The sequence below is a fragment of the Amycolatopsis kentuckyensis genome (assembly GCF_041679295.1).
GTDB lineage: Bacteria > Actinomycetota > Actinomycetes > Mycobacteriales > Pseudonocardiaceae > Amycolatopsis > Amycolatopsis kentuckyensis_A.
In genome coordinates this window covers 310562-337276 of sequence record NZ_JBGDMD010000008.1, presented here as the reverse complement: position 1 = coordinate 337276, position 26715 = coordinate 310562, and the positions used below count along the sequence as shown (strand labels likewise).

At 71.8% G+C, this 26715-nt stretch carries 27 protein-coding genes and 1 pseudogene; 11 read left to right on the top strand and 17 right to left on the bottom strand.

Translation table 11 applies throughout. The features are described from left to right. Window positions 1–76 precede the first annotated feature (76 nt). Window positions 77–871: a TetR/AcrR family transcriptional regulator C-terminal domain-containing protein gene (locus ACERZO_RS33550; protein WP_372669514.1), complete on the top strand. Its 795-nt coding sequence runs from the start codon at window positions 77–79 to the stop codon at window positions 869–871. Here the strand turns inward: ACERZO_RS33550 and ACERZO_RS33545 are convergent. The 7 genes and pseudogenes from ACERZO_RS33545 to ACERZO_RS33515 form a co-directional block, all read right to left on the bottom strand. Continuing rightward, on the bottom strand, window positions 849–1616 hold the full coding sequence (locus ACERZO_RS33545) for a methyltransferase domain-containing protein (RefSeq protein WP_372669765.1): 768 nt from the start codon (window positions 1614–1616) through the stop codon (window positions 849–851). The genes ACERZO_RS33550 and ACERZO_RS33545 overlap by 23 nt on opposite strands. Before the next feature lie 27 nt (window positions 1617–1643). Next, window positions 1644–1793 (bottom strand): annotated as a pseudogene (locus ACERZO_RS33540) (putative acetyltransferase); the annotation flags it as partial. Beyond that, window positions 1790–2020, bottom strand: a complete 231-nt coding sequence (locus tag ACERZO_RS33535) for a glutaredoxin domain-containing protein (protein WP_372669512.1) — start codon at window positions 2018–2020, stop codon at window positions 1790–1792. The pseudogene ACERZO_RS33540 and the gene ACERZO_RS33535, both read right to left, overlap by 4 nt. After that, window positions 2017–4125: a phage holin family protein gene (locus ACERZO_RS33530; protein WP_372669510.1), complete on the bottom strand. Its 2109-nt coding sequence runs from the start codon at window positions 4123–4125 to the stop codon at window positions 2017–2019. Before ACERZO_RS33530 ends, ACERZO_RS33535 begins: the two co-directional genes overlap by 4 nt. Further along, window positions 4122–4703: a DedA family protein gene (locus tag ACERZO_RS33525; protein WP_372669508.1), complete on the bottom strand. Its 582-nt coding sequence runs from the start codon at window positions 4701–4703 to the stop codon at window positions 4122–4124. Before ACERZO_RS33525 ends, ACERZO_RS33530 begins: the two co-directional genes overlap by 4 nt. Beyond that, window positions 4700–5491, bottom strand: a complete 792-nt coding sequence (locus ACERZO_RS33520; RefSeq protein WP_372669506.1) for an MBL fold metallo-hydrolase — start codon at window positions 5489–5491, stop codon at window positions 4700–4702. Before ACERZO_RS33520 ends, ACERZO_RS33525 begins: the two co-directional genes overlap by 4 nt. Window positions 5492–5610: 119 nt before the next feature. Then, window positions 5611–7599, bottom strand: a complete 1989-nt coding sequence (locus tag ACERZO_RS33515; protein ID WP_372669763.1) for a terpene synthase family protein — start codon at window positions 7597–7599, stop codon at window positions 5611–5613. 144 nt (window positions 7600–7743) lie between these two features. On the opposite strand from ACERZO_RS33515, the gene ACERZO_RS33510 reads away from it, so the two are divergent. Beyond that, window positions 7744–8037 (top strand): GNAT family N-acetyltransferase, encoded by a 294-nt coding sequence (locus ACERZO_RS33510; RefSeq protein WP_372669504.1) that lies wholly within the window; start codon window positions 7744–7746, stop codon window positions 8035–8037. Window positions 8038–8694: 657 nt separating this feature from the next. Next, on the top strand, window positions 8695–9711 hold the full coding sequence (locus tag ACERZO_RS33505) for a S1 family peptidase (protein ID WP_372669502.1): 1017 nt from the start codon (window positions 8695–8697) through the stop codon (window positions 9709–9711). A 66-nt stretch (window positions 9712–9777) separates the two neighbouring features. Here the strand turns inward: ACERZO_RS33505 and ACERZO_RS33500 are convergent, their stop codons facing one another. After that, a complete protein-coding gene (locus tag ACERZO_RS33500; protein WP_372669501.1) occupies window positions 9778–10395 on the bottom strand; it encodes an SAM-dependent methyltransferase in 618 nt (205 codons plus the stop codon). A gap of 75 nt (window positions 10396–10470) precedes the next feature. Next, window positions 10471–12036, bottom strand: a complete 1566-nt coding sequence (locus ACERZO_RS33495) for a discoidin domain-containing protein (protein WP_372669499.1) — start codon at window positions 12034–12036, stop codon at window positions 10471–10473. 171 nt (window positions 12037–12207) lie between these two features. Between ACERZO_RS33495 and ACERZO_RS33490 the strand changes: the two genes are divergently transcribed. The 4 genes from ACERZO_RS33490 to ACERZO_RS33475 all read left to right on the top strand — a co-directional run bounded on the left by ACERZO_RS33490 (window position 12208) and on the right by ACERZO_RS33475 (window position 15899). Then, window positions 12208–12930: an SDR family oxidoreductase gene (locus ACERZO_RS33490; protein WP_372669497.1), complete on the top strand. Its 723-nt coding sequence runs from the start codon at window positions 12208–12210 to the stop codon at window positions 12928–12930. A gap of 97 nt (window positions 12931–13027) precedes the next feature. After that, complete coding sequence (locus ACERZO_RS33485) at window positions 13028–14233, top strand: cytochrome P450 (protein ID WP_372669495.1); 1206 nt, start codon at window positions 13028–13030, stop codon at window positions 14231–14233. A 10-nt stretch (window positions 14234–14243) separates the two neighbouring features. Next, window positions 14244–15083 carry an SCO6745 family protein gene (locus ACERZO_RS33480; protein WP_372669494.1) on the top strand — a complete coding sequence of 280 codons (840 nt, stop codon included), beginning with the start codon at window positions 14244–14246 and terminating at the stop codon, window positions 15081–15083. 60 nt (window positions 15084–15143) lie between these two features. Next, window positions 15144–15899, top strand: coding sequence for an SDR family NAD(P)-dependent oxidoreductase (locus ACERZO_RS33475; RefSeq protein WP_372669492.1), 756 nt, complete (start codon window positions 15144–15146; stop codon window positions 15897–15899). Here the strand turns inward: ACERZO_RS33475 and ACERZO_RS33470 are convergent, their stop codons facing one another. Next, window positions 15900–16307, bottom strand: a complete 408-nt coding sequence (locus tag ACERZO_RS33470) for a VOC family protein (protein WP_372669490.1) — start codon at window positions 16305–16307, stop codon at window positions 15900–15902. Between the two features lie 10 nt (window positions 16308–16317). Beyond that, window positions 16318–16881, bottom strand: a complete 564-nt coding sequence (locus ACERZO_RS33465) for a CGNR zinc finger domain-containing protein (RefSeq protein ID WP_372669489.1) — start codon at window positions 16879–16881, stop codon at window positions 16318–16320. Window positions 16882–16945: 64 nt separating this feature from the next. Between ACERZO_RS33465 and ACERZO_RS33460 the strand changes: the two genes are divergently transcribed. Beyond that, window positions 16946–17815 (top strand): alpha/beta fold hydrolase, encoded by an 870-nt coding sequence (locus ACERZO_RS33460; protein WP_372669487.1) that lies wholly within the window; start codon window positions 16946–16948, stop codon window positions 17813–17815. A gap of 69 nt (window positions 17816–17884) precedes the next feature. Then, the gene (locus tag ACERZO_RS33455; protein WP_372669485.1) at window positions 17885–19942 is read left to right on the top strand and encodes a PQQ-dependent sugar dehydrogenase; all 2058 of its coding nucleotides are present in this window, start codon (window positions 17885–17887) and stop codon (window positions 19940–19942) included. Between the two features lie 67 nt (window positions 19943–20009). Here ACERZO_RS33455 and ACERZO_RS33450 read toward each other — a convergent pair whose 3' ends face one another. The 5 genes from ACERZO_RS33450 to ACERZO_RS33430 form a co-directional block, all read right to left on the bottom strand. Beyond that, on the bottom strand, window positions 20010–20411 hold the full coding sequence (locus ACERZO_RS33450) for a hypothetical protein (RefSeq protein ID WP_372669483.1): 402 nt from the start codon (window positions 20409–20411) through the stop codon (window positions 20010–20012). Continuing rightward, the gene (locus ACERZO_RS33445) at window positions 20411–21229 is read right to left on the bottom strand and encodes a heavy metal-binding domain-containing protein (RefSeq protein ID WP_372669481.1); all 819 of its coding nucleotides are present in this window, start codon (window positions 21227–21229) and stop codon (window positions 20411–20413) included. The genes ACERZO_RS33450 and ACERZO_RS33445 overlap by 1 nt, the downstream gene beginning before the upstream one ends. A gap of 9 nt (window positions 21230–21238) precedes the next feature. Beyond that, window positions 21239–22036 carry a heavy metal-binding domain-containing protein gene (locus ACERZO_RS33440; RefSeq protein ID WP_372669479.1) on the bottom strand — a complete coding sequence of 266 codons (798 nt, stop codon included), beginning with the start codon at window positions 22034–22036 and terminating at the stop codon, window positions 21239–21241. 89 nt (window positions 22037–22125) lie between these two features. After that, window positions 22126–22824, bottom strand: coding sequence for a heavy metal-binding domain-containing protein (locus tag ACERZO_RS33435; protein ID WP_372669477.1), 699 nt, complete (start codon window positions 22822–22824; stop codon window positions 22126–22128). Further along, window positions 22824–23852, bottom strand: coding sequence for a carbohydrate kinase family protein (locus ACERZO_RS33430; protein ID WP_372669475.1), 1029 nt, complete (start codon window positions 23850–23852; stop codon window positions 22824–22826). The genes ACERZO_RS33435 and ACERZO_RS33430 overlap by 1 nt, the downstream gene beginning before the upstream one ends. Before the next feature lie 113 nt (window positions 23853–23965). Here ACERZO_RS33430 and ACERZO_RS33425 point away from each other — a divergent pair, with 113 nt between their 5' ends. Together ACERZO_RS33425 and ACERZO_RS33420 are read left to right on the top strand one after the other, a co-directional pair. Next, window positions 23966–24709 carry a DeoR/GlpR family DNA-binding transcription regulator gene (locus ACERZO_RS33425; RefSeq protein ID WP_372669473.1) on the top strand — a complete coding sequence of 248 codons (744 nt, stop codon included), beginning with the start codon at window positions 23966–23968 and terminating at the stop codon, window positions 24707–24709. Next, window positions 24706–25986 (top strand): 6-phospho-beta-glucosidase, encoded by a 1281-nt coding sequence (locus ACERZO_RS33420; protein WP_372669471.1) that lies wholly within the window; start codon window positions 24706–24708, stop codon window positions 25984–25986. The genes ACERZO_RS33425 and ACERZO_RS33420 overlap by 4 nt, the downstream gene beginning before the upstream one ends. On the opposite strand, the gene ACERZO_RS33415 is transcribed toward ACERZO_RS33420, so the two are convergent. Beyond that, on the bottom strand, window positions 25983–26708 hold the full coding sequence (locus ACERZO_RS33415) for a nucleotidyltransferase domain-containing protein (RefSeq protein ID WP_372669469.1): 726 nt from the start codon (window positions 26706–26708) through the stop codon (window positions 25983–25985). The two genes, ACERZO_RS33420 and ACERZO_RS33415, sit on opposite strands and share 4 nt — an antisense overlap. Between the last annotated feature and the right edge of the window lie 7 nt (window positions 26709–26715).

Sequence of the window (26715 nt, the reverse complement as noted above, 5' to 3'; positions counted from 1 at the left end):
ACCGTCCTTCTCGATACTTTAGGCTGTAAGGTGATTGTCCAGCGTACATTACTTTAGGGTGTAAGGAGTCGGCAAGGTGGTCGTCTTCGCGGGTCAGGGCGACGCCCGCCGGTCCATGGAGCTGCTGTGGGGGCCGCGCGTGGTGGCACCGCGCACCGGGCCGGGGCCGAAGCCGGGACTGTCGGTGGAGGCGATCGTCGCGGCGGCGATCGACATCGCGGACGCCGACGGCATGGCGGCGCTGTCGATGCGTTCGGTGGGCGAGCGCCTCGGCCGGACGGCGATGGCGTTGTACACGTACGTGCCGGGCAAGACCGAGCTGGTCGACTTGATGTACGACCGGACCTTGGGGGAACTGCCGTCATCGTTTCCGTCGTCCGACGGGTGGCGTGCGGCGGCGCTGGCTTTGGCCGACGCGCTGTGGGACTTGCACCTGCGCCACCCCTGGCTGCTGCAGGTCTCCCCGGCGCGGCCGGTGCTCGGGCCGGGGGAGTTCCACGTCCAGGAGACGTTGTTGTCGGTGCTGGCGGCCACGGGGTTGCCGCTGGCGCGGGTCCGGTGGGTGGTGTCGGCGCTGTTCAACGTGGTCCGGGGATCGGTCCAGGCGGCGGCGGAGTCCCGCCAGGCGACGCGGGAGACGGGACTGTCCGAAGAGGACTGGTGGGGGGCGCGGTCGGTGCTGCTGGGGGAGCTGGTGCCGGATCTGGCCGCGCGATTCCCGACGGTGGCGGAGCTGGGCGAAGAGGGCGCTTACGAGCCGTCCGACGAGCCGTACCTGGAGCGCGAGGCCAGGCTGTCGTTCGAGGCGGGGGCGGAGCTGTTGCTGGACGGCGTCGAAGCGGCGATCGTCAAGGCTTCCGGGCCTCGATGAGGAACCTGGTCGTGTGGGCGACGAACGGGCCGTCCCGCTCGATCAGCTCGTGCAGTTCCCGCAGTTTCGGCCGGTACTGCTCCACCGTGAACCCCGAGACCATCCAGATCACCTTGCGCAGGAAGTAGACCACCGCGCCGATGTCGAAGAACTCCGTGCGCAGCGACTCCGAGCGCAGGTCCGTGACTTCCAACCCGGCGGCGGTGGCGGCCGCCACGGCTCGGTCCGGGTGGCGGCTGTTGCGGCCCTCCTCCGGCTGCGGGCCGAGGAAGAACTCGACCAGCTCGAACACGCTCGCCGGGCCGACCTGCTGGGAGAAGTAGCTGCCGCCGGGGCGCAGGACGCGGGCGATCCCGGGCCAGTTCGTCGTCACCGGGTGCCGGCTGGAGACGAGGTCGAACACGTTGTCGCCGAAGGGGATGCCTTCGGTGGCCACGACGACGACCCCGCGCGGCCGGAGCCGGGCGCTTGCCTTGGCGACATTGGGCGGCCACGACTCCGTTGCGGCCATCAGCGGCGGCAGGGAGGGGCAGCCGTCGAGGACTTCGCCGCCGCCGGTTTCCAGGTCCAGTGCGGCCTCGACCTGGGCGAGCCGTGCGCCCAGCAGCCGCTGGTAACCCCATGAAGGTCGCGCCTCGGTGGCTCGGCCGTCCAGCCACGAGAAGTCCCAGCCGTCCACCGATACCGCGTCGGCTTCGGCGACCAGCGCGTCGAACTTCGACTGCCGGACCGGCGGTGGGGGCACCGGCTTGGCCAGGGTGACGGCGTCGAACGCCACCACCACCGGGCCGCGCCGGGTCTCGACCGTGCACGTCGTCGCGTCGCGCGCCACCAGGTTGCCGAGCGCGTCGGTCAACCCGCCCTCGATCCGGTAGCGGACGACCACCCGCGTGCCCAACGGCAAGTCCCGCAACAGCTTCACAGCCGCGCGCTCAGCTCGTCGTCGGACGGCTCGACCAGGAAGCTGCCGTCGTCCCACACGATCGTCGGGATCCGGCGGGCGCCGTCCTGGAGCTCGCGGACCCGGGCTTCCGCCTCCGCGTCGGCCTCGACGTCCACATAGGAATACGCGACGCCCTCGCGGTCGAGCAGCGCGCGGCTGCGCTTCACGTCCGGGCACCAGGATGCGCCGTACACCGTCAAACTCACGAAACGACCTCCGAAACAGCGTCGGGAACGGGCGACGGGTGACCCAGCTCGGTCAGCCACCCGCGGAACACCTGGTGCAACGCCTCGGCGCCGACGACCTCACCCAGCGGCGCCAGCGAACGCGGGTGCACCACGAACCCCCGCTGCTGCGGGCCGCCGAGCCCGCCGTGCGACCCCACGTGCGTCTCGAACGGCGACGCCTGGTCCGAGTCCGGGTCGTAGCGGCTGTTGATCATCACGTCCGCGCAGTGCGGGAACGTGTCCACCCGCCGGATCAGGTCCGCCGCGTGCGGGCCGTACGGCAGCAGTGGGTCCTCACCGATGACGACACCGGAAGCGAGCCGGTGGAGGCCGTCGCGGCCCAGCACCACCGGGCCGAACTCGCGGCTGCGGACCAGCAGGAACCCGACCCCCGGGTGGTCCACCAGCGACGGCAGCAGGTCCGGGAACTCGCGCTCGATCGTCTCCAGTTCGACGCGGCCCTCGTGCTCGGTGAACGACACCATCGCGACGTGCCCGGACACCACCGCCACCACGCCCGGCGCCACGCGGGTCACCGCACCGGGGGAGCCGGACGTCGTGCGTGGCCGGTCGTCGGCGCACTCCGCGTCCTCCACCCGGGCGCGCAGCCGGCGCGCGATCAGGCCGCCGCTCTTCGTCGCCTCCGCCAGCGCCGCGTTGATCTGCCAGCTCTCGGCCTGGCGCCGCTTGCCGGCCGACGCCGACGGCGAACCGCCGCACAGCCGGCCGACGTACGCCTCGATCGTCTCGCCGAACCGCTCCGAAAACGCCTGGCCCTGCGTCTGGCCGTGGTCCGACAGCGCGACGACGTGGTAGCGGCGCGGGGCGAGCCGCGAAGCCCGGTGCAGCCGCGCGATCTGCTGGTCGATCGAGCGCAGCACCGACAGCGTGTCGAACCGCTCGATGCCGGAGTGGTGCGCGACCTCGTCGTAGCCGAGGAAGTCCGCGTACACCACCGGCCGCCCGGCCAGCATGTCGCCGAGGATGGCCGAGACGACGACGTCGCGCGCGATCACCGTCGTGCCCGGCCGGGCCAGCGGGTACCAGCCGCCGCGCGGGATCCGCGGCACCACGCCGGCGCGGCGCTGGCGCACCGACGCGTTGATCTCGCGGAAGACGTCGACGAGCGCAACGACGAACGTGCGCAACGCGTTGACCGGGTTCGCGAAGTAGGCGTAGTAGCCCGCGCCGAGGCGATCGCGGCGGCGGTGCCGCAGCTTCTTCGGCACCAGCACCGGGATCGAGCTCATGGTGAGGCTGACGTGCTCGGCGTCGCCGGAGAACAGGTTGCCGCGGCTGGCGCCGTCGCCCGACAGCAGGCCGCGCCCGTCGGAGTGCCGCCGTTCGATCTCGGCCGCGTCGGCCGGGTGCGCGCACGCCATCACGTGGTCGCGATCCTTTTCGTACCAGCGGAAACCGAGGATGTCGTGGTTGGAGCCGTGCAGGATGCCGCACACGCTCGCCCCGGTCTGGGAGCTCCAGTCGGTGTGCCACGGCGTGAGCGTGTGGCTGCCCTCGGCGAGCCAGGCGGCGAACGTCGGCATGTCACCGTCGCGGACCGCGCGGCGGACGGTGTCGTACCCGAGCCCGTCGATCTGCAGGAACACCACGCCGGGCGGCTGGTCGGCGGCGCCGGGCGCGGGCGTGTGGCGACGGCGGCGGCGGGCGGCGCGGCGGAAGAAGATCTCGTCCTCGTCGACGGCCAGCGCCGTCGAGATGAGCGCGCCGACGCCGGCCATGGCGACGGTGACGATCACCGCGGTCCGGAAGCCGACCAGCTCGACGCCGGGGATCGTCCGGAACACCGCCAGGGTGCCCGCGCCGAGCAGCAGGAACCCGAAGAGCCCGAACGTGAAGAACGCCAGCGGGTAGGCGATCCGCATGGCCAGCGGCCAGCCGAAGGCGACCAGCACGCCCAGCACCAGCGCGCACACCGTGGGCTGCCACCAGTGCGTCATCCGGAAACCGGGCAGCAGGACGTCGAGCAGGCGCAGCGCCCCGGTGACCGCGGCCCACACCAGGAGGATGCGGGCGACGGCCCGGCCGCCCCGCAGCAGCCGGCCCTTCGGCGCGGTCGTCGTCACACCTTCTCCTTGGTTTTGCGGCGCCATCGGGAGATCAGGTTCAGCAGCACGGTGACCAGCAGGACCAGCACCGTCGCCAGCAGCGTCGCGATGAGCGGTGAGTCGAAGATGCCGCCGCTGAGGATGCCGAGCAAGCTGTACGCGGTCGCCCAGAGCACGCACGCGACGAGCGCGGCGGGCAGCAGCCGCCGCCACGGGTAGCTCAACGCGGCCGCCGCGAGCAGCACCGGGATCCGGCCGGCCGGGACGAGCCTGCCGATCACGACGAGCTGCCAGCCGCGGCGGGTGAACTGGTCGCGGGCCTTCTCGAGCCGTTCGGCGGGCTGGCGGCGGCTGATCCAGCGGAACGCGGCTTCGCTGCCCAGGCGCGGGATCCCGAACGTCACGACGTCGCCGACGTACGCGCCGAGCACGGCGAGCGCGATGACCAGCGGCAGCGACAGGTGGTCGGTGGTGGTGGCGACGGCGGCCGCGGCGCCGACGACGGCGCCGGTGGGCACGATCGGGATGATCGAGCCGAGCAGCACGCCGCCGAACACGGCCGGGTACCCGATGGCGGCCGGGTCGGTCCAGTTCACGCGCGGTCCGTCGGCGCGGGGAGCACGACGTCGGCGCCGGGCTCGGTGAACAGGACCTCGGTGGTGCCGCCGGCGGCTTTCACTTCGGCGGCGAACACGCGTGGCGGATCGGCGAGCAGCCGGCGCATCCGGGCGGTCCGCTTCAGGCCGGGGACGGCGAGGGTGCCCCAGTGCACGGGCACGGCGGCACGGGCCCGCGTGAGTTCGGCGGCTTTCGCGGCTCGGGCCGGGTTCAGGTGACCCGGCCCGAGGTTCGGCCCCCAGCCCCAGACGGGCAGCAGGGCGACGTCGACCGGGCCGTAGTCCGCCATCCCGGCGAAGAGGTCGGTGTCGCCGGCGTTGTAGACCTTCGCACCGCCGCCTTCGACCAGGTGCCCGATCGCGGGACTCTGCGGGCCGTGGGTCAGCCGGGGGCCCCACCGGTGTCCGGAGTGGACGGCTTCGGTGGCGGTGACGGTCAGCGCGCCTTCGGTGAGGGTCTCGCCGGGCGCGATCTCCTCGACGTTCCGGAAGCCCTTCCTGGCGAGCCAGGCCCCGGCCCCGCGCGGGACGACGATCCGGGTACCCGCGCCGAGCAGCTTCAGCGACGGCAGGTGCAGGTGGTCGCCGTGCAGGTGGGAGAGCAGGACGAGGTCGACGTCGGCGTAGGCGTCCGGCGGAGGCGGCGGCACGACCCGGACGAGCCCCCCGACGCGCGCGGTGAGCACGGGATCGGTCAGCACGACCCGGCCGGCGAGTTCGAGCCGGACGGTCGAATGGCCGAGGAAACGCAGGTTGAAGCCGCTCACGCTGTCGAGTATCGCCCCCGGCCCCGGCGAATGCCCGGCGGAGTGGCGCGGACAACGCTGCCCGGTGACGCGCTAGCTCCGGTACCGCCGCCGGCCCGCGATGACCAGCCGCAGATCCCTCAGCGACCGGCCGGCAGCAGGGACGAGATCCGCAGCGAGGACGTCCCGATCCCGGTCGGCCCGCCGAACCGCGGGTGGTGACCCAGCTCGGTGCCGGTGTAGCGGCCGGCGTGCTCGTGCCAGTGCGCCACGCCCGCCAGCCAGTCCCGCAGCGACGGGTCCGCCGCGTGGCGGAACTCCGCGAGCCGCGCCTCGGCCAGGTCGGCGACCACCTCGAAGGCGCGCTCCTCCGAGCAGCCCAGAAAGTTCCGCACGACCAGGACGCCGTTGTTCAGCTCGCCCTCGTGGCGGATCTCCTTGCGGTAGGAATACAAGTCGTTGAGCAGGCCGCCGTAGTCGGCCGCGAGGTTCTTGAGCGCCGGCCGCGCGTGCGGGGCCGTCAGCGCCATCGACAGCTCCGCGCCGAACGTCCGGCGCCGCATCTCGACGTGGTCGATGGGGTCCGGGATCCGGTTCTGCGCCAGGTTCGCCAGCCGCCACAGCCAGCTGCCGGTCATCGACTCGACGGCCCGCCGCACCGCGTCGCGGTCGTCCGTGCGCGGCCAGAGGTCGGCGAGCGCGGTTTCGACGGGGTTCAGCGGCGCCGGCCCGTCTCCCATGAAGAGCTTCAGGCGTTCTCGCCACGCCTTCGCCGCGGCGAGGTCGCGCGTCGCGCCGAAGGCCTCCTGGAACCAGTCGTCGGCGTAGGTGCTCCAGGTCAGCCAGTCGCTGGTGACGTCGAGCCGCTCGGCCGTCGCGTCCGGGTGGATGCCCGCCGCGCACAGCGGCAGGTCGGCGGCGCGCAGCTTCCGCGCGTCCCACACCACGCCGTCGAGGAGCCCCGTGGCGCGCGCCCAGTCGACGTTGCGGCGGCGGCACGCGTCCAGGTGCCGGTTCAGGCGCACCGGGAACGGTGGTTCGACGCTCGGCCGCGCCACCCGCACCTCGCTGAACGGCGGGTGGCTGTACGCCCGCAGCCGCTGCGGCGCGGTGGCGAGCAGTGACGACAGGATCCGCGCGGCCGGCGGCCGGTCGTCGAGGGCGCCTTCGTTCATGTACCGGCTGGACCGCAGGTGCCACTCGTGCCCGCCGGACTGCCAGTCCTGCAGGCCCTTGACGTAGGCGAACGTCGCCGCGCGCGCCGCCGGGTCGACGCCATGCTCGTCGAAGAGCGCGGGCACCTCGGTCAGCGCCGTGTGCTCGAACTGGTGCAGCCGCGAGGTGATCAGGTCGTTGACGGCCTCGGCCGCGTCCTGCGTGGGCAGGTCCAGGAACTTCTCGAACACGAGCACGCCGTTGGACAGCTCGCCCTCGTCCTGCACTTCGCGCTGGTAGGAGAAGAGGTCGTTGCGCAGGTGGACGCTGTCGGCGAAGCAGTCGCGCAGGACTTCCAGGGGTCTCGTCGCGGCGATCGCGTCGGGGACTTCGGCGTGCACCGAGTGCTCGACGAGGTTCGCCGACCACGGCGCGCCGCCGACCTTCCGCCGTATCTCGACGTACTCGATGGGGTTGGCGAGCCGGCCTTCGTTGATGTTCGCCAGTTCCCACAGCGACTCTTCGAGCAGCGCCTTCGTGCTGTCGACGAACCGGCGCCGCCACGCGGCCGAGCGGTGCGGGACCGTCCGGTCCCAGAGGTCGGCGAGGCCGCGCTCGACCGGATTCTCCGGGGTCGCGGTGATCTCGCCTTCGGCGGGCATGAAGAGGTCGATCCGGTCGAGGTAGGCGCGTGCGCTGTCGATGTCGCCGGTGCGCTTGTAGAGCTCGAGGAAGTGGTCGTCGAAGTAGAAGACCCAGACGTACCAGTCGGTGATGACGTCGAGCTCTTCCGCGCCGGCGTCCGGGTGGGTGTAGGCGCAGAGCAGGGCGTAGTCATGGGAGTCGAGGTCGTGCTCGGTCCAGACGACCGTGCCGTGCTGCGGGACGTCGATCATGTCCATCCCGCGCGCCCACGCCTTGCTGTGCGCGCGGGCCCGCTCGAGGTGCGGGTTCAGCCGCGCGGGGTAGGGCATGTAGAACTCGGGGAGGGCGAACGGCTGCTCGGGCACCCCGTGAGGCAACCAAAGACGCGGGTGCCCGCCAAGAGGAGCAGCCGGGGTTGCACACGAACGGGTCGGGCACTTCCCCCGGCCGGCCCAGCGACGACAGGAGTGCCGATGACCGAGACCCGAGTGGCCGACAACCCGGACGAGGGCCGCTACGACCTGTGGGTCGACGAGAAGCTGGCCGGCTCGGCCTACTACGACGAGCGCGGTGAGCTGACGGTCTTCACCCACACCGAGATCGACGACGCGTTCTCGGGGCAGGGCTTGGGGAAGGTGCTGGCGGCCGGCGCGCTCGACGACGTCGTCGCGAAGGGCCGGACGATCGTGCCGGTCTGCCCGTTCATCGCCGGATTCCTGCGCAAGAACCCGGGGTACGAGGACCACGTTCGGTGGCCGAAGGGCTGAATGAGTCATTCATTTCGTCGGGTGACAGGGGCTCGGCAGAGTCGGATCGGTGCGGCCGCTCCGGCGGCCGGTGACGTCATGAACGGGTCGTTCATCTCGCCGGATGCGATGAACGAGTCGTTGATGACTACCGGAACTCGGCGGTCCGTCGAGGCGCCTCTTCGGCCCGGCGTTCCGGGGTGGGGTGGGGGCAGCTGTTCTGTCAAAGCTCTTCCGGCACCCCGAAGCTGTCATGGTGACTACGGCCGGCAACACCGCGTCAAGGCGGGAAAGATGCCTTGACCCGGCGTTGCCGGCCGTGTTGTGGCTTCGGATCGGGGTGCGGGGGAGTCTGGGTTCTCGTCGGTGTCTGTTCTCGGGGGCCTCTCGCCTTTGGCGGCGGCCTTTGTGGCGTGGCGAGGCGGTTGGTAGTCAGTCGTTGAGGTGGCGGTTGGCGGATGACATGAATGAGTCATTCATGTCGCCGGACGACATGAATGACTCATTCATGTCGGTGGCGTGGGCCGAACGTCGGAACCTCACTGGGGCAAATGGGTCCTTAACGCGAGGTATGTCCGGATCTGCTGGTTATTAACCAACCTTCGTCGGTGTTGCGTTGGTTGCCTGGCAACGAAAGTGACCGGCGCAGGCTTCGAACCGGCAACCTGGAGGAAGTTGATGACTCCCCGGAAGACCGCCCTCAAGACCTTCGCCGTCTTGTCGGCCGCCGCGCTGACGGCGGGCGTGTGCTCGTCGGCGGCCACCGCGTCCCCGCTGGCCTTCGCCGCGATGCAGGCCCAGGCCATCACCAGTGCCACCCAGGTGGCGAACGCGCTCGGCGCCGCTTCCGGCGGTGTCTACCTCGAGAACGGCAAAGCCGTCGTCAACGTCGTCGACGACGCCGCCGTGCAGCAGGTGCAGGCCGCCGGCCTCACCGCTAAGAAGGTCAAGCACACCTTCGCCGCGCTCACCGGCGTCAAGAACCAGCTCGACGCGGTGAAGAACGTCCCGCAGACCGCGTGGGGCATCGACACCAAGACCAACCAGGTCGTCGTCAAGGTCTACGACGCCGCCAGCAAGGAGACCGCCGGCAAGGTCGCCGCGGCCGCCGCGAAGTACGGCGACAGCGTCCGCGTCGAGCACCGCACCGGCAAGCTCGAGCTGCACATCCAGGACGGCGACGCCATCCAGAACAGCCAGGGCCGCTGCTCGCTCGGCTTCAACGTGACGCGCGGCGGCGAGCCGTTCCTGCTCACCGCGGGCCACTGCACCAACCTCGGCGGCACCTGGTCCGGCGGCGACGTCTCCGGGGCCGAGGTCGTCGAGAGCGACTGCCCCGGCGCCGACTCCGGCCTGCTGACCCGCCCGAACGGCACCGGCCCCGGCGAGATCAACACCGGCCAGAAGATCACCTCCGCGGCCGAGCCGACCGTCGGCGAGCAGATCCAGAAGCAGGGCTCGACCACCGGTGGCGGCAGCGGCGAGGTCACCTCGGTCGACGAGTCGGTCAACTTCGACGTCGGCGTGCTCAACCACGAGTTCGGCACCACCGCGCACACCGACCACGGTGACTCGGGCGGCCCGGCCTACGACGGCGAGAAGGGCCTCGGCACGCTGTCCGGCGGCGACACCGTGACCAGCTACTTCTACCCGCTCACCCTGGAGCTGCAGGCTTACGGCCTCGAGCTCGCCTGACCGAGAGACCCGCGGGGGTCCCGTCACACGCGTCGAGGGCGCGTGACGGGACCCCCGCTTCCGTTTTCAGAGCCGCTTCGCCCGGTAGACGGCGTCCGTGTGGTGGCCCTCGCCGCGCGTCTCGCACGTCTCGACGAGCCACTCCCAGGCGTCGCCCAGGTAGCTCGTGATCTCCTCCGGCTCGAAGTACAGCTCCTCCGGTGGCTTCTGGCCGTCGAACTCCCGCATGGCCTTCGGCGAATGCCCGACGACCAGCAGTGACCCGCCCGGCTTCACGGCCGCGGCCGCCGCCGTGAAGACGTCGCGGCGCAGGGCCGGCGGCAAGTGCATGTACTGCGCGGAGATCAGGTCGTACTGCTCCTCCGGCTGCCACTTCAGGATGTCGCGGTGCAGCCAGCGGACGTCGACGCCGGCCTCCTTGCCCGCTTCTTCCGCGCGGGCGAGCGCGACGGTCGAGATGTCGGCGCCGTCGACCGTCCAGCCCTGCTTCGCGAGCCAGATCGCGTCGCCGCCTTCGCCGCAGCCGAGGTCGAGGGCGCGGCCGGGCGTCAGCCCCTCGACCTCGGAGCTGAGGTTCGCGTTGACGTTCCCGCTCCAGATCCGGTGCTCGTCGCGCTGGTACATCGCTTCCCAGAACTCCTGCTTGAGCATCTCTTCGACGATCATGGGGCCCTCGTGCGGCATGGTTCCTCCTCGGTGACGTCCCCAGCATGCGGAGGACGTCACCGAGGAGGCAAATCGCGTTGCCGGAATGGCAACTCAGGCCGTGCCGTACACCTGCAGCTCGTACAGCGAGTAGCCGTACGACGTGCCGCGCGTGACGCCGTTCATCCGCACGTAGCGGCCGCTGCCGGCCAGGCCGGTGAGGTCGTCCGTGGCGCCGTTGCCGGTCGTGGTGCTGTAGATCGTCGTCCAGTTCGTGCCGTCGGCCGACGTCTGGATGGTGTAGGCCTTCCCGTAGGCGGCTTCCCAGGTCAGCTTGACGTGCGAGACCTGCTTGGTGGCGCCGAGGTCGACGCGCAGCCACTCGGCATTGCTGCCCTCCTTGGAAGCCCAGCGCGTGCTCGTCAGGTTGCCGTCGAAGGCCGCGCTCGCCGGGTAGGAAGACGACTCGGTCGACGACGCTGTCGCGGTTTTGCCTTGGGAGAGCAGGGTTTCGGTGCCTCCGGTGACCGTGATGCCCAGGGAAGCGGTTTTCGTGCCGCCGGTGATGGTGACCGTCGCCGATCCCGGGCTCGCGGTCGTGGCGGCGACGGTGACGGTCGAGGTGCCGCCGGCCGGTACCGAAGCCGGCGCGAAGGACACCGTCACCCCAGCTGGCGCGCCGCTCGCGGACAGCGTGACGGCGTCCGTGGCGGTGACGGTGGCCGTCGCCGAAGCACCGGGCGCGACCGACACCGACGACGGCGTCACGCTGAGGCCGCTCGGCGCGCCGGCCGCGGTGAACGTCCAGCGGGCCTGGGTGCCGGAGCAGCTGCCCGCGGTGAGCGTCGAACCCGAGGCGCGGAAGCACTTCTTGCTCGTCTGGATGTCGGAGATGGTGCCGTCGGGGTTGATCGACCACTGCTGGGCCGGGCCGCCCGTGCAGGTCTGCAGCACGATCGAACTGCCGGAGATGCCCGCGCACTTGTCGTTGATGACCAGGAAAGCGCCGTGGAACGTGAACCGCTGCGCGTCGCTTCCGGTGCAGGCGGCCACTTTCAGCGTGGTGCCGCTGCTCGGGGCTTCGAGGCACGTGCCGGTGGAGTTGTTCTGGTACTGGCCGACCGTCGTGTTCGGCTGGGCGCCGCCCCAGCACTCACCGGTGCTGGTGTCGAAGATCGGCGTCGAGTCGTACGGCTCGTTGGACGGCGGGTCGACGACGACCGGCTCCATGACCGGCGTGTTGTCGGGGTTGTAGTGCGTGAGCGCGTCTTCGCAGTCGATCGCGTCGAAGGCGCTGCCGCCCTTGCCGCCGAGCCAGAGGTCGATGTGGCGCAGGCCGGGTCCGCCGTTCGGGCCCTGGCTGTTCCAGTCGTCGGAACACTCGTCGCAGCCGTCCTCCATGATGAAGTACTTCTTCACCCGCGGCACCCAGACCTTGGTGCCGGGCTTGAGCTCGTCGCTGCTGGTGGCGAAGGTGATCGGGTCGGCGTAGGTGCCCTTGCCGCCCGCGGTGTCGTGGATCTGCGGATAGGAGATGTCGCCGCCGGGTGGGGTGTTGTCCCACCAGCCGTAGAAGGTGAGGAAGGTGGGCTGTGTGGTGGCCGCGTTCGCCGCGGGGGCGCCGGCGGTGGCCAACGCGAGGAACAGGGTCACGACGAGCACGAGCGCGCGCCGGGTCATGCTGCCTCCGGAAGGGGTGGGGCGGACGATGACTGCGGCGTGCGTCCAGGTTCGCCGGGCGGCGGCGCGGCGTCAAGAGCTATTCGTAAAGTTTCCTAACGAATCCGGTTTCGTGTCCCGGTCGCCGGGAAATCCGCCCGCGCCGGTGGTCCGCTCGGCGAAGATGGCGCCATGAGCGAACAACGGGAAGTCGTGGTCACCGGCGGCGGCACGGGCATCGGGCTGGCGATCGCCGCACGTTTCGCGGCGGCGGGCGAGCGGGTCACGATCACGGGCCGGCGCAAGGACGTGCTCGAAGCGGCGGCGGAGAAGCTGGGCGCGCGGGCGGTGGCGTTCGACGCGAGCGACCCGGAGGCGGTGCAGGCGGCGCTGGCGGAGTTGCCTGCGCGGGTGGACGTCCTGGTCAACAACGCGGGGGGCAACACCGACCGCGTCCGGGAGGCGCCGGTCGGGCTGGCGGGGCTGGCGGACGCTTGGCGGGCGAACTTCGAGGCCAACGTCGTTTCGGCGGTGCTGGTCACTACGGCGTTGAAGCCGCGCTTCGGGGACAACGTGCGGGTCGTGACGCTCGGGTCTGTCGCGGCGAAACAGGGTTCGGGCTCGTACGGCGCGGCGAAGGCGGCGATCGAGGCGTGGAACACCGACTTGGCGCGGCAGCTGGGCGCGGCGGGGTCGGCGAACGTGGTGGCGCCGGGCGTCACGCTCGACACGGAGTTCTTCCACGGGACGGTTTCCGAGGAATGGGTCGCGGCGCGGGTGTCGGTGGCGTTCGACAAGCGCGCGGGGACGCCGCAGGAAGTCGCGGCTGCCGTGGGGTTCTTGGCGTCGGCGGAGGCGGGGCACATCACCGGGCAGGTGGTGCACGTCAACGGCGGGGCTTACGGGGCTCGCTAGGCCATCCGGGTCGGAAGTGGGTCGAACGTCCCACGACCGCGCCGGTTCTCTCCATGGTGGAAGTGTCCAGACCACCGCACGAGAGGTGTGATCCGCCGTGACGGCAGCGTCCGAAACCCCGGCCCTCCCGACGGCACGACCGGCCGGATGCCCGTTCGACCCACCCGAAACCTACGCCACCCTGCGGGAAACCGCGCCGACGTCGCAGGTGCGGTGCCCGGCCGGCATGGATGCCTGGCTCGTCACGCGGTACCAGGACGTCCGCGCGGTGCTCGCCGACCGGACCCTGAGCTCGCGCGGTGCCTCGTCGGTGCACGTCAACCCGAACGCCGACCTCGACGAGGAAGTCAGCCCCGGCTCGATCATCCAGCTGGACGGCGCCGAACACTCCCGCATCCGGAAGATGGTGATCGCGGAGTTCACCGTGCGACGCGTGGAGGCGATGCGTGGTTACGTCCAGGAACTCGTCGAGAGCCACCTCGACGCGATGCTCGCCCGGCCCGGGGAAGCCGATCTGGTGCGGGACTTCGCGTTGCCCATCCCGTCGCTGGTGATCTGCGAGCTGCTCGGCGTCCCGTACGCGGACCGCGAGCGGTTCCAGCGGCAGAGCGGGCTGCTCGTCAGCACCGACGCCACGCGCGAAGAAGGACAGCAGGCCTACGACGAGCTTTCCGGCTTTCTCGCGGAACTGTTCACCGACAAACAGCGGAATCCGCAGGACGATCTGTTCAGCAGGCTGATTTCCCGCGGCGAAACCTCGGGTGACCCGCTCACCATGGAAGAACTCGTGGTGCTGGGCCTCAGCCTCCTGGTCGCCGGCCACGAGACGACGGCCAACATGATCGCGCTCAGCACGCTCGTGCTGCTGGAACACCCGGCCCAGCGCGACGTCGTGCTGTCGGCGCCGGAGCGCGCCGTCGAGGAGCTGCTGCGGTACCTGTCGGTCGTGCAGTTCGGCGTCCTGCGCTACGCGACCGCGGACGTCCAGGTCGGAGACCGCGCGGTCAAGGCGGGGGAGTGGCTGGTGGCCGCGCTGAACTCGGCGAACCGCGACGAAGAGCTGTTCTCCGGCGCGGACAAGCTCGACTTCCACCGCGAGTCGCCGCGTACGCACGTCGCGTTCGGCTTCGGGGCCCACCAGTGCATCGGCCAGCAGCTCGCGCGCGTCGAGCTGCAGGAAGCGCTGACGCGGTTGTTCCGCCGCGTGCCCGGCCTGCGGCTCGCGGTGCCGCGGGAATCCCTCGCGTTCAAGCACAACACGCTGGTGTACGGGGTGCGGGAGCTGCCGGTCGCCTGGGGCTGAGAATGACGGCATGACACCTTCACCGGCGCGGCGGCTCTGGGCGGCCGTCGAACCCCTGCACGCCGTCGTGTACTTCGCGCCCGAGACGGCGGCCGCGGCGAAGGAGGCAGGCCTGCGGGGGTACTGGATGGGGTACTTCGCGGGCCGCCTCGCGCCGCTGGGGCCGATCGGCCCGGGGCCGGCGACGTCCGTGCTGTTCGGCTTCGCCCCGGCGATGGTGACGCGGGCGTTGCCGGACGCGTGGTCGTTCGCCTCGCCGGACGACGTGCTCGGCTCGCGGCTGGCCGCCGTCGAAGCCGCGCTGGACCGGGTCGTGGGGTCCGGGCACGGCGAACTGGCGGAGCTGCTGGAGCGGGCCGCCGCCGCGTGCCGGTTCGACGGCCGGCCCCTCGCGGCGGCGTGGGCCGCGGTGCCCCGGCCGGCCGGGACGCTGGGCCGGCTCTGGCTGGCGGCGACGGTGTTGCGCGAGCACCGCGGTGACGGCCACGTCCTGGCCGCGGTCCACGCCGGGCTGACCGGCCTGGAGACCACGCTGACCCACATCGGCGACGGCGTGCTCGGCCGCGGCGACGTCCAGCCGCACCGGGGCTGGACCGAGGACGACTGGACGGCGGCCGCCGAGCGCCTGCGGACCCGCGGCCTGCTGGATTCGCGAGGCCGGCTGACCGCGAAAGGGACGGCGGTGCGTACCCGCCTCGAAGACGACACGGACCGCCTCGCGTCGGCTCCGGTGGACGCGCTGGGCGACGGCTTGGACCGGCTCCTCGACCTGGCGGTCCCGCTCAGCCGCGCCGTCATCGACGCGGGCGTCGTCCCGGTGCCGAACCCGATGGGCGTCCCGCGTCCCTGACGTGTCGATTCCGGCGGGTCCCGTTCGACGCACCGGTGAACCCGGACCTCGGAGGGACTCATGACACTGCTCAACGGCAAGAACGCGATCGTCTACGGCGGAGGCGGCCGGATCGGCTCGGCGGTGGCCGCGGCCTTCGCGGAGGAAGGCGCGCGGGTGTTCCTCGCGGGCCGCACGCACGCGCGGCTCGACGAGGTCGCCGAGCGGATCCGCGCCGCGGGTGGCGCGGCCGAGGTCGCGGAGGTGGACGCCCTCGACGAGCGGGCGGTCGACGAGCACGCCGACGCGGTGGCCGCCGAGGGCGGCCTGGACATCTCGTTCAACCTGATCACCCACGGCGACGTCCAGGGCACCCCGCTGATCGACATGACGCCGGCGGACTACGAGCGTCCGGTCGTGACGGCGGTCCGCACCCAGTTCCTGACGGCCCGCGCGGCGGCCCGGCACATGGTCAAGCAGCGGTCGGGCGTGCTCCTGTTCTTCGGCGGCGCGGGCGAGCCGGTGCGTGAGTTCTCGGTGGGCGGGCTGCAGGTGGCGTTCCACGCGCTGGAGGCGATGCGCCGCCAGCTGGCCGCGGAGCTGGGCCCGCACGGCGTGCGCGCGGTGACGCTCCGGACGGGCGGCATCCCGGAGACCCTGCCGGCGGAGTTCGCGGGCCGCGAGGCGATCGAGGCGAGCGTCGCGGGCAAGACGATGCTGGGCCGCACGGCGACTTTGGCGGACGTCGGCGCGGTGGCGGCGTTCGTGGCCTCGGACCGGGCCCGCACGATGACGGCCTCGACGGTCAACGTCAGCTGCGGGGCCCTGGTGGACTAGCTACTTGCGCGACGAGATCTGCTGCACCATCCAGGCGTTGCCGTCCGGGTCGGCGAAGTGGACGAAGCCCACGTTGTCGAGGTTGGCCTGGCCGTCCCACGCGCCCGTGCCGTAGACCTCGATGTCGCTCACCTCGACGCCGCGCTCGCGCAGCATCGCGTGGGCTTTCGGGAGGTCGTTGACCACGAGCTGCAGTCCCTTCAGCGACCCGGGGGTCATCTCCGGCACCGCGCCCTTGCCGATGACCACCGAGCAGCCCGAGCCCGGCGGGGTCAGCTGGACGAACCGGGCGCCCTCGCCGACCGTCATGTCGTGGTCGACGGTGAAACCGACCTGGTCCGCGTAGAAGGCCTTCGCGCGGTCCAGATCGGACACCGGCACCACGACCACCTCGAGCGTCCATTCCATGTGAGCCACGTTACCCGCGCCGCTCGACCACCAGCCGCTGGTGGCGGGCGGCGCGGACGCGGTCGCCGCACGTCGTCGAGCACCAGCGGCGGCGGGCGTGCTCGCGGAAGAAGTACCGCACGCACCCGTGGGCCTCGCACGGGCGCACCAGCGGGGCGAGGTCGCCGGTGACGACGTCGATCGCGTCGCGGGCCAGCGTCGCCAGGGCCTCCTCCAGGCTGCCCGGCCGGGTGCTGCGCCACTCGCGGTGGGGCCAGGTGAGCTGCGGGGCGGCGGCGTCGGCGCGGGCGGCCGCGTTCACCGTCTCGACGGCGTCGGCGGCGGGCGCGCGGTCCTCCGTCAGCGCCGCCAGCAGCTCGCGGACCGCCGCGCGCAGGTCCGTGACACGGCTGAGGTCGTCCGCGCCGAGAGCGGCGGCCAAGCCCAGCCACCCGGCGGCCTCGGCGGGTCCGGCCAGGTCGTCGACCTCGCCGCCCGCGCTCAGCCGGCGCGTGTTGACCAGCGCCAGCGCGGGCGAGCGCTCCTCGCCGGGTGCCGCAGTGACCACGTTCGCCTCCTTCAGTCCGGCCCTCATGTTGACAGTGTACGACGTCTCATGGATAAATGAGTCAATAAACATGAGACGTGAGGAGTGACCCATGGTCGCCGTGCACCACCGCTACGCCACCGTCGCCGGGCACCGGCTCTTCTACCGGGAGGCCGGGCCCGCCGACGCCCCCACGATCGTGCTGCTCCACGGCTTCCCGACGAGCTCGCACATGTACCGGCACCTCATCCCGGCGCTGGCCGACCGCTACCACGTCGTCGCGCCGGACTACCTCGGCGCGGGCGCGTCGGACGCGCCGCCGGTGGCCGAGTTCACCTACACCTTCGACACCCTCGCCGAACTCACGCTCGGCCTGCTCGACGAGATCGGCCTGGACCGCTTCGCGCTGTACATCCAGGACTTCGGTGCCCCCGTCGGGCTGCGCATCGCGGCCGGGAACCCGGACCGGGTCACGGCGATCGTCACGCAGAACGGCAACGCCTACGTCGACGGCCTCGGCGCCGGGCTGCCGCAGAGGCTGGCCGCCGGCACGCTGACCGAAGCCGACCTGCGCGGCATGGTCAGCCTGGAAGCCACCAAGGCGCAGTACCTCGACGGCGTCCCCGACCCGGCGCTGGTCAGCCCGGACGTCTGGATCCACGACCAAGCCCTGCTCGACCGGCCGGGCGGCGCCGAGATCCAGATGGCGCTGCTCGCCGACTACCACCACAACATCGGCCTGTATCCGAAGTTCCACGAGTACTTCCGGACCAGCGGGGTGCCGCTGCTGGCCGTCTGGGGCGGCAACGACGAGATCTTCGTCGCCGACGGCGCCCGCGCCTACGCCCGCGACCTGCCCGACGCCGAGATCCACCTGCTCGATTCGGGCCACTTCGCGCTGGAAACGCACCTGGACACGATCGCCGGGTACATCCGCGGTTTCCTCGGCCGGGTGCTGCCCGTTGAGCGGGATGCCGGTTGACCGCCCGGTCGGCGCGCTCGTAAGGTTTTTTCCGACCTCCGCCGTCGTCAGCACTCCTGGAGGACGGTAATGGGCAGACGGATTCGGGTGGGGGCGATCGCGCTCGCGCTGGTCGCCGCGACGGTCACCCCGGCGGGAGCCGCGGATTCCCTGTTGTCGCAAGGAAAACCGGTGACGGCGTCGTCGTCGGGCGGGTGCTGCCCGGCGGCGAACGCGGTCGACGGCGACTCCGCGACCCGCTGGGCCAGCGCGGCCGGCGTCGATCCACAGTGGATCTACGTCGACCTCGGCGCGGCGGCGCACGTCAGCCGGGTCCGGCTGCAGTGGGACGCTTCTTGCGCGACGGCGTACGAGATCGACACCTCAGCCGACCACGTCACGTGGACGAAGATCTACGCGACCACCACGGGCAAGGGCGGCGTCGAAGACCTGACCTCCCTCGACGGCACCGGCCGGTACGTCCGGGTGTACGGGACGAAACGCTGCCGCACGGACGCGTCGAAGGGCTATTCGCTGCAGGAGTTCGGCGTCTACGGGTCGATCGGGGACGTCACGCCGCCGACGCCGCCCGGCACGCCGACACTCGACGCCGTCACCGCGACCAGCGCGACCATCTCGTGGACCGCGGCGAGCGACGACGCCGGCGTCGCGGGCTACGACGTCTACCGCGACGGTCAGCTCTGCGCCAGCACGACCGGCGCCCTCACGGCCACTTGCGGCAACCTCAGCCCGAAGAGCACGTACGGCTTCTACGTCAACGCGCGTGACGCCGCGGGGAACGTCTCGCAGGCCAGCGGCACCCTGTCGGTGAAGACGCCGCCGTCGGACGACCACACTCCGCCGTCGGTGCCGGGGAACGTGCACACGACCGCGGTCACCAGCACGTCGATCGGTCTCGCGTGGACCGCGTCGACCGACGACGTCGGCGTCACCGGCTACCGGATCTTCGACTCCGGCAACCAGATCGGCACGTCCGACACCGCGAGCACCACGCTCGGCGGCCTGACCCCGGACACGGCCTACCACCTGCAGGTGCGGGCGATCGACGCGAACGGCAACCTGAGCGACCCGAGCACGCCGGTCCTGGACGTCACGACCACCGGCGGGTCGGGCTGCACGCCGTCGCAGGGTGTCTGCGGCGCGACGCAGGTCGGCACCGACGACGACGTCGTGTGGGGCCTGGTGACCCTGCCCGACGGCACGATCCTCTACAACCAGCGCGACGCGCACGCCATCGTCCACCTGAACCCGAAGACCGGGGCGAAGAAGACGATCGGGACGGTCCCGAACGTCCAGAGCACCGACGGCGAAGGCGGGTTGACCGGGCTGGAGATCAACCCGGCGTCGTTCGCGGCCGACCACTGGCTGTACATCATGCACACTTCGCCGAACGACAACCGGATCGTGCGGATCAAGTACGACCCGGCCGCCGACTCGCTCACCACGAGCACCGAGCAGGTCCTGCTGACCGGCATCGCGCGCAACAAGTTCCACAACGGCGGCCGGCTGCGCTTCAGCCCGGACGGCAAGTACCTGTTCGCCGGCACGGGCGACGCGCAGAACGGCGCCAACGCGTCGAACACCAGCAGCCCCAACGGAAAGGTGCTGCGGATCAACCCGGACGGCTCGATCCCGGCGGACAACCCGTTCCACAACGCGGTGTGGAGCTACGGACACCGGAACGTCCAGGGCCTGGCGTTCGACTCGCAGGGCCGGCTGTGGGAGCAGGAGTTCGGCAACAGCATCATGGACGAGACGAACCTGATCGTGAAGGGCGGCAACTACGGCTGGCCGTCGTGCGAAGGGACGTCGGGTTCGTGCGGCACGGCGGGCTTCATCGCGCCGAAGAAGACGTACCCGGTGGCGCAGGGATCGTGCAGCGGGATCACGATCATCCACGACGCGCTGTACGTGGCGTGCCAGCGCGGCGCGCGGCTGTACCGGGCGGTGATCAGCGGTAGCTCGCTGACGAACTTCCAGACGTTCTTCAGCGGAACGTACGGCAGGCTCCGCACGGTGGAGCCGGCCCCGGGCGGCCAGATGTGGCTGGCGACCAGTGTGGACGGTGACAAGGACAGCACACCGCACAACAGCCACAACAAGATCCTGCGGGTGACGGTCGCGTAGCCTCGTGCAGTGAATGACTCATCCTGTCACCAGGCGACAGGAATGAGTCATTCACTACATCCGGGACTCAGCCGCCGAGGAGACGCGAGAGCGCATCCCGCGCCCTCGCGTCCTTCGCCGCCAACGCCGTCAACTCCTGCGCGAGCGCTGCCAGCCAATCGTCGATCGCGGCTTCCTTGCGGCTGATCACCACGCCCCGCACCACCTGGTGGATCTCCGCCGCGACCCCGCCGTGCTTGCCGGCGCTCAGCACCAGCACCCGGTCCGGCGTCCGGACGCGCACCGCCGTCGCCTGGCCGTCGCGGCCCGCCACGCGGTCGGCGAACGTGCGGCGCCGGTCGACCTCGACCATGCCCGGCGGCAGCGCGCTGCCCAGCGTCTCGGACAGGACCCGGTGGTAGGACTCGACGTCCGCGCGGTCCGTGCGCAGGGCCGCCGCCACCAGGTGGAAGTCCAGCTCGCCGCCCATCAGTCGGTGAGGGGCAGCACGAGCTGCGGCTTGGCGATGTGGTGGTCGGCGCGCAACGGCTTCACCGCGGTGCCGATGGCGAAGAACTCCGTCGTGTGCCCGCCCCAGCGGTGCGGCAGCGACAGCAGCTGCACGCCGACGATGCCCTCCGCCTCCAGCTGCTCCGCCTCGGCCTGCATCCGCGACATCGCGAGCTCGCGCGCGTCGTACAACGCCTCGGTGTACTGCGGGATCTCGACGTTCTGGCCGATGTTGCCCATCATCTGCCGGAACCGCTGGTGCGCGATGTGGTAGACGCACGTGCCCATCACCATGCCCAGCGGCGCGTAGCCGGCCTGCACCAGCGTCCAGAAGTCCTGCCCGGAAAGGTCGCTGGTGAACGGCTTTCCGGTGTTGTTGCGCCATTCGCCGGGTTCGTCGGCCTTCACCGCGGTGCCGACGGCGATGAACTCGGCGAGGTCGCTGCCGAACTCCTTGAACTCGATCTCCAGCCGGACCGCGACGATGCCGTCGGCGCCCAGGACGTCCGCCTCGGCCTCCATCCGGGACATCGCGAGCTCGCGGGCGTGGTACATCGCCTGGGAAAGCCGGTCCAGCTCCTGGTTCTTGCTCCACCGTCCCATCTGGAACCCGACGTGGTAGATGCTCGAGCCGAGCACCAGCCCGAGCGGCCGGAAGCCGGCTTCGCGCACGAGGAGGAACTCGTTGACGCTCAGGTCCGAGGTGAACAGGCTGGTCTTCTGGCCCGGTCGCATCTCGGCGAGCCGGCGCATCGCATCCTCGGGGATGTGCTGCGCGGCGGGGTCCGCGGTGGTCACGAAGCCTCCTCAGGAACGGTTCAAGGGCAGGATCTTGAGCGCGCGGGTGGGCGCGGTGGGGCCTTCGTGGAAGCGGGCGATCGCGGTGCCGGTGACGGTGGCGAGGGCGACCACCGCGAAGTCCTGCACCGGCCAGGCGTCGACGCGCAGGTCCGACACGATGCCGCCGTCGGCACCGCAGTCGCGGATCGCCTGCCCGAACTCGGCGCGGGCCGCCGCCCGGGCGTCGGTGACGGCTTTCGTGGGCGCGTCGACTTCGACGTTCACCGCCCACGAACTGGTCTGGTAGCTCATGTAGCGGGACATCACCGCCTGGCCGGACACACCGATCGCGACGCGCGCCGGGACCCAGCCCGCTTGCATGAGCTTGCCGACGTCCTGGCCCGGCAGATCGGTGGTGAAGAGGCGCCGCGGCCGCTGCTCGGTCTCGGCGCGCACGGCGGTCCCGAGGGCGACGAACTCCTGCATCACCTCGTCGAGCGTGGTGATCGTGAAGCCGATGCCCAGAACACCGTCGGCGCCGAGCGCCTTCGCTTCCTGGGTGAGCCGTTCGAGCGCGGTCGCGTATCCCTGGCGCAGGGCGTCGGCCTGCAGCCGCACGCCGTCGAGGGCCCACCAGTTCGGCCCGGTCCACCCGGCCTGCTGCACCACGCAGCCCATGACGTCCCCGACGGGGGTGAAGCCGGCGACCTCGGCCCCGACCGCACCGGGCACGCTCAGCAGCGACGTCTTGAGCCCGGAGGCCTCGAAGCGCTCGACACGCGCCTGCGCGGCCGGCGGCAGGTCGCGAACGTCCCGCTTGGGCACAGGGGCCTCCTTCCGTCACCGCTCTTCCCATCGTGGCACGGATTCGCGTCCGGTCGAGGCGAGGACGGGGTATGTCCGGAAGGTCGCGATCAGCCGAGCGGGAGGACACCGCGCGCGGCCGTCGGAGCGGGCCCGTCGGCGAACCGGGCGATCGCCGTGCCGAACACGCTTGCCACCGCCGCCGCTCCCGTGTTGCCCAGTGCCCATGCCCGCAACGTCGTCGACGTCACCAACCCGCCGTCCGCGCCCGATTCGCGCACCGCTGCCCGGAACTCCGCGCGGGCCGCCGCGCGGACGCGGGTCACCAGGTCCGTCGGCATCGGTGCCTCCGCGCCCGGGCGGTCCGTCATCGCGAGGTCGTACGCCCGGTCGCCGTCGATGCCGATCGCCAGCGTTACCGGGACCCAGCCCGCCAGCAGGAGCTTCGCCACGTCCGGGCCGGGCAAACCCGTCGTGAACGGCCCGGCCGGGCGCTTGCCGCGGACGGCTCGGACCGCCGTTCCTAGCACCACGAACTCGCGGACCGTTGCGCTCACGCGGGTCACCGTGCAGCCGATCGCCAGCACGCCGTCCGCGCCCAGCGCCGTCGCCTCCGCGCGCAGCCGGTCCAGCGCCGTCGCGTAGCCGTGGCGCAGGCCCGGCACCAGGTCTTCCGACTGCGAGACCACGCAGCCCATCACCTCGCCGACCGGCCGCAGCCCGACCGCTTCGGCGCCCACCGCGCCCGGCACCGACAGCAGCGACGTCCGCAGCCCCGACGTCGTGTAGCGGCCGGCGCGGGGGTGCACTAGCGCCAGCTGTCGTCGCCGAAGCCGAGCGTCACCGGGCCGCGGCGGGACGTCTCGGCGATCGTCTCGGCCGGCAGGACGTCGTCGAGGAACGCGTAGTCCGGCAGGCGGGTGCGCGCGTGCCACTCGGCGATCTCGTGCCAGCCCGGGGCGGCCAGCGCGCCGCCGAAGTGCTGGACCGACAGGCTCGCCGTGAGGCCCGCGAAGCGGAGCCGGTCCGCCAGGGGCCAGCCGGTCAGGGTCGCCGCGACGAACCCCGCGCCGAAGACGTCGCCCGCCCCGGTCGCGTCGAGAACGTTCACCGGCAGCGCCGGGATGTCCGCCGTCTCGCCCGTGGTGCCGTCGACCGCGAGGACGCCCGCCGCGCCGCGGGTGATCACCGCGACGGGGACGAGGTCGGCGAGCTTCGCCAGCGCCGCTTCCGGGCTGTCCGTGCGGGTGTAGTGCATCGCTTCGACGTCGTTGGGGAGGAACGCGTGGCAGCAGGCCAGCTGGTCGAGCAGCGTCGCCGACCACGTCTCCGACGGGTCCCAGCCGACGTCGGCGAAGACGAGGCTGCCGGCTTGGTGCGCGGTGTGGACCCACTCGGCGGTGTCGAGGCCGATGTGCGCGACGGTCGCGCGGCTCGGCGGCGGCGACCCGGCCAGCTCGGCGACCGGGACGGGCGGCGGGTGGCCGTGGGTGATCATCGCGCGGTCGCCGGCGTAGGCCAGCGAGACGGTGACGGGAGAGTGCCACTCCGGGAACCGCCGCGACCGCGAGAGGTCGATGTGCTCCTGGCGGCCCAGGACGTCCCAGCAGTAGCGCCCGTAGACGTCGGTGCCGAACGCGGCCGCCAGCGACGTCCGGAGGCCGAGGCGGCTCAGCGCGACCGCGAAGTTCGCGATGCCGCCCGGCCCGGAACCCATGCCGCCCGTCCACACCTCCGTGCCCGGCGCCGGCGGGTGCTCGAGCCCGGTGAAGACCAGGTCGAAGAACAGCAGGCCGGACAGGAAGACATCGATGTCGGGTACGGACTCTTCCGGCACGGGCGCCTCCGGGGATCGAGGATGCGCACGAGCGTGCTTCAGATGCGCGGAATGCGCAAGAGCTGCGCAAACTCGATCGGCTGGTGAGCGGGTTTGACTGCTATCGTCCCCGCATGCTGCCCCAGCGTCGTCACGAGCTGATCCTGCGGGCCCTCCGCGCGGAGGGCCCGGCGCCGGTCGGCGTGCTGGCCGAGCGGCTCGGCGTCAGCCAGGCCACCGTGCGCCGCGACCTGGTGCTCCTCGGGCGCGAAGGCCGGCTGACCCGCGTCTACGGCGGAGCGATGGCGGCCGGTGACGAGCCGTTCGCGCACGTGGCCGCCGAGCGTGCCGACGAGAAGGACGCCGTCGCCCGGCGCGCGGCGGGCCTGGTCGCCGACGGCGACACCGTGCTGCTCGACATCGGCACCACCGCGCACCGGCTGGCGCGCCACCTGCGGGACCGCGCGCTGACGGTGATCACCAGCAGCCTCGCCGTCTACGAAGAGCTGAAGGACGCCGACGACGTCCAGCTCGTCCTCCTCGGCGGCGTGGTCCGGCGCAGTTATCACTCGATGGTGGGATTCCTGACTGAGGACGCGCTGCGCCAGGTGCGCGCCGGCACCGTCTTCCTCGGCACCAGCGGCGTCCGCGCCGACGGGCACGTGATGGACTCGACGGTCGTCGAGGTCCCGGTCAAGCGTGCGATGGTCGCCGCCGCCGATCGCGTGGTGCTGCTCGCCGACGCCGGCAAGTTCCCCGGCACCGGGCTGGCGAGGGTGTGCGGGCCGGACGCGCTCGACATCGTCGTCACGACGCCCGGGGCCGACGAGCCCACCTGCGCGACCCTGTGCGAGGCCGGCGTCGAGGTGCTGCGGTGAGGCTCGCGATCCTCGGCGGCGGCGGCTTCCGCGTGCCGCTGGTGCACGGCGCGCTGCTGGCGGACGGCGGCGTCACCGAGCTGGTCCTGCACGACGTCGACGCCGGGCGGCTGGCGGCGATCGAGCGGGTCCTGGCCGAGCAGGCGCACGGGGTGGCGAACGCGCCCCGGGTGCGCACCACCACCGACCTGACCGCCGCACTGTCCGATGTGGACTTCATCTTCTCCGCCATCCGTGTCGGCGGGCTGCGCGGACGCCGGCTCGACGAACGGATCGCCCACGCGGAAGGCGTGCTGGGGCAGGAAACCGTGGGCGCGGGCGGGATCGCGTACGGGCTGCGGACGGTCCCGGTCGCCGTCTCCCTCGCGCGGACGATCGCCGAGCTGGCGCCGCGCGCGTGGGTCATCAACTTCACCAACCCCGCCGGGATGGTCACCGAAGCGATGGCCGCGCACCTCGGCGGCCGCGTGCTCGGCATCTGCGACTCGCCGGTGGGGCTGTGCCGCCGCGTCGCGCGGGCGCTGGGGATCGACCCGGCGACGGCGTGGTTCGACTACGCCGGTCTGAACCACCTGGGCTGGCTGCGCGCGGTCCGGGTCGGCGGTCAGGACGTGCTGCCGGACCTGCTCGCCGACCGCGGGGTCCTCGAATCCTTCGAGGAGGGCAAGCTCTTCGGCGCGGAGTGGCTGCATGCGCTCGGTGCGGTGCCCAACGAATACCTGCACTATTACTACTTCGCCCGCGAAGCCGGCGGTTCGGCGTCACGCGGCGCCCAGTTGCTGGAGCAACAACGCGGTTTCTACGCCGAACCTTCGCTGGAGTCGTGGGAACGCACGCGGCTGGAGCGTGAAGCGACGTACATGGCCGAGACGCGCGAAGGAGAGCGTGACGATCTCGAGGGTGGCGGCTACGAGCACGTCGCGCTGGCGCTGATGCGGGCCATCGCGCACGGCGAACGGACGACGCTGATCCTCAACACGCGCAACGGATCCGCGCTCCCGGGCGTGCCGGCCGACGCGGTCGTCGAGGTGCCGTGCGAGGTCGACGCGAACGGCGCGCGGCCGCTCGCCACCGAGCCGCTGCCCGGCCACGCGCTGGGCCTGGTGACGGCCGTCAAGGCCGTCGAGCGGGCGACGATCGAAGCGGCGACGACCGGTTCGCGCGCGGCGGCGCTGCGGGCGTTCGCGCTGCACCCGCTGGTCGACTCGGTCTCCGTGGCACGGCGGCTGCTCGACGCCTACGTCGCCGCGCACCCGGAACTCGCTTACCTCGCTTAGGAAATCTCGCGCAGGAGTGGCGCCAGCCGCTGAGCCAAGTCGGTGTCGACGTGGCCGATCTCGCCGATGAGCAGCTCGACGACCGCGTGGAACGCCCTCGCCGCGTCTTCGAGGCCGCGGACGAGCGTCGCCTCGAAGGGTTTCGTGACCTCGGCGGGCAGCTGGTCCAGGCCGCGGCCCTCGACCGCGGGCACGCCGTGGCGCAGGCAGGCGAGGGTCAGCGCGTACTCCCGGACCCGGCCGATCATGTACTCCGCCTGCCAGCCGCGGCCGCGTTCGATGCTCGACCGCGCGTGCAGGGCGTGCAGCCAGGCCAGGTCGACCAGCCGGCGCGCGTCCGGCGGCGGGGTCGCGGGGCGGTCCTGCGCCGTGCCGAACAGCAGGCGGAACTTCGGCGTGGTCGCGCCGAAGTCCGCCGCCGGCCAGAACGCCAGGTCGACCTGCAGGGTGTTCGCCAGCAGGAAGACCCGGAACACGGTCCGCTCGAAGACGACGTCCAGGTGGTGCACCGCGGCGTGCTCGCGGTACATCAGCGTGGTGAAGTCCGCGAGCACCGGCTCGGGGTCGCCGTCGACGGCGAAGGCGAGGTCGATGTCCGACCACGAGTCTTCGGCGCCGAGCGCGGCCGAGCCGGTGAGCGCGGCGCCGGTGACGCGCCCGTCCGACCGGGCCGCGTCGACCAGGGCGTCGCGGAGCCGGGTCCGATCCCCAGTGGTGAACATGATCCCC

Coding starts and splice junctions, on each gene's coding strand:
- ACERZO_RS33450 (WP_372669483.1), bottom strand. CDS start 20,411: ATGGGCGGCGAGCTGGACTTCCACCTGGTGGCGGCGGCCCTGCGCACG.
- ACERZO_RS33475 (WP_372669492.1), top strand. CDS start 15,144: ATGACACTGCTCAACGGCAAGAACGCGATCGTCTACGGCGGAGGCGGC.
- ACERZO_RS33500 (WP_372669501.1), bottom strand. CDS start 10,395: ATGCCGCACGAGGGCCCCATGATCGTCGAAGAGATGCTCAAGCAGGAG.
- ACERZO_RS33505 (WP_372669502.1), top strand. CDS start 8,695: ATGACTCCCCGGAAGACCGCCCTCAAGACCTTCGCCGTCTTGTCGGCC.
- ACERZO_RS33495 (WP_372669499.1), bottom strand. CDS start 12,036: ATGACCCGGCGCGCGCTCGTGCTCGTCGTGACCCTGTTCCTCGCGTTG.
- ACERZO_RS33470 (WP_372669490.1), bottom strand. CDS start 16,307: ATGGAATGGACGCTCGAGGTGGTCGTGGTGCCGGTGTCCGATCTGGAC.
- ACERZO_RS33515 (WP_372669763.1), bottom strand. CDS start 7,599: ATGCCCTACCCCGCGCGGCTGAACCCGCACCTCGAGCGGGCCCGCGCG.
- ACERZO_RS33510 (WP_372669504.1), top strand. CDS start 7,744: ATGACCGAGACCCGAGTGGCCGACAACCCGGACGAGGGCCGCTACGAC.
- ACERZO_RS33415 (WP_372669469.1), bottom strand. CDS start 26,708: ATGTTCACCACTGGGGATCGGACCCGGCTCCGCGACGCCCTGGTCGAC.
- ACERZO_RS33425 (WP_372669473.1), top strand. CDS start 23,966: ATGCTGCCCCAGCGTCGTCACGAGCTGATCCTGCGGGCCCTCCGCGCG.
- ACERZO_RS33480 (WP_372669494.1), top strand. CDS start 14,244: ATGACACCTTCACCGGCGCGGCGGCTCTGGGCGGCCGTCGAACCCCTG.
- ACERZO_RS33465 (WP_372669489.1), bottom strand. CDS start 16,881: ATGAGGGCCGGACTGAAGGAGGCGAACGTGGTCACTGCGGCACCCGGC.
- ACERZO_RS33490 (WP_372669497.1), top strand. CDS start 12,208: ATGAGCGAACAACGGGAAGTCGTGGTCACCGGCGGCGGCACGGGCATC.
- ACERZO_RS33455 (WP_372669485.1), top strand. CDS start 17,885: ATGGGCAGACGGATTCGGGTGGGGGCGATCGCGCTCGCGCTGGTCGCC.
- ACERZO_RS33460 (WP_372669487.1), top strand. CDS start 16,946: ATGGTCGCCGTGCACCACCGCTACGCCACCGTCGCCGGGCACCGGCTC.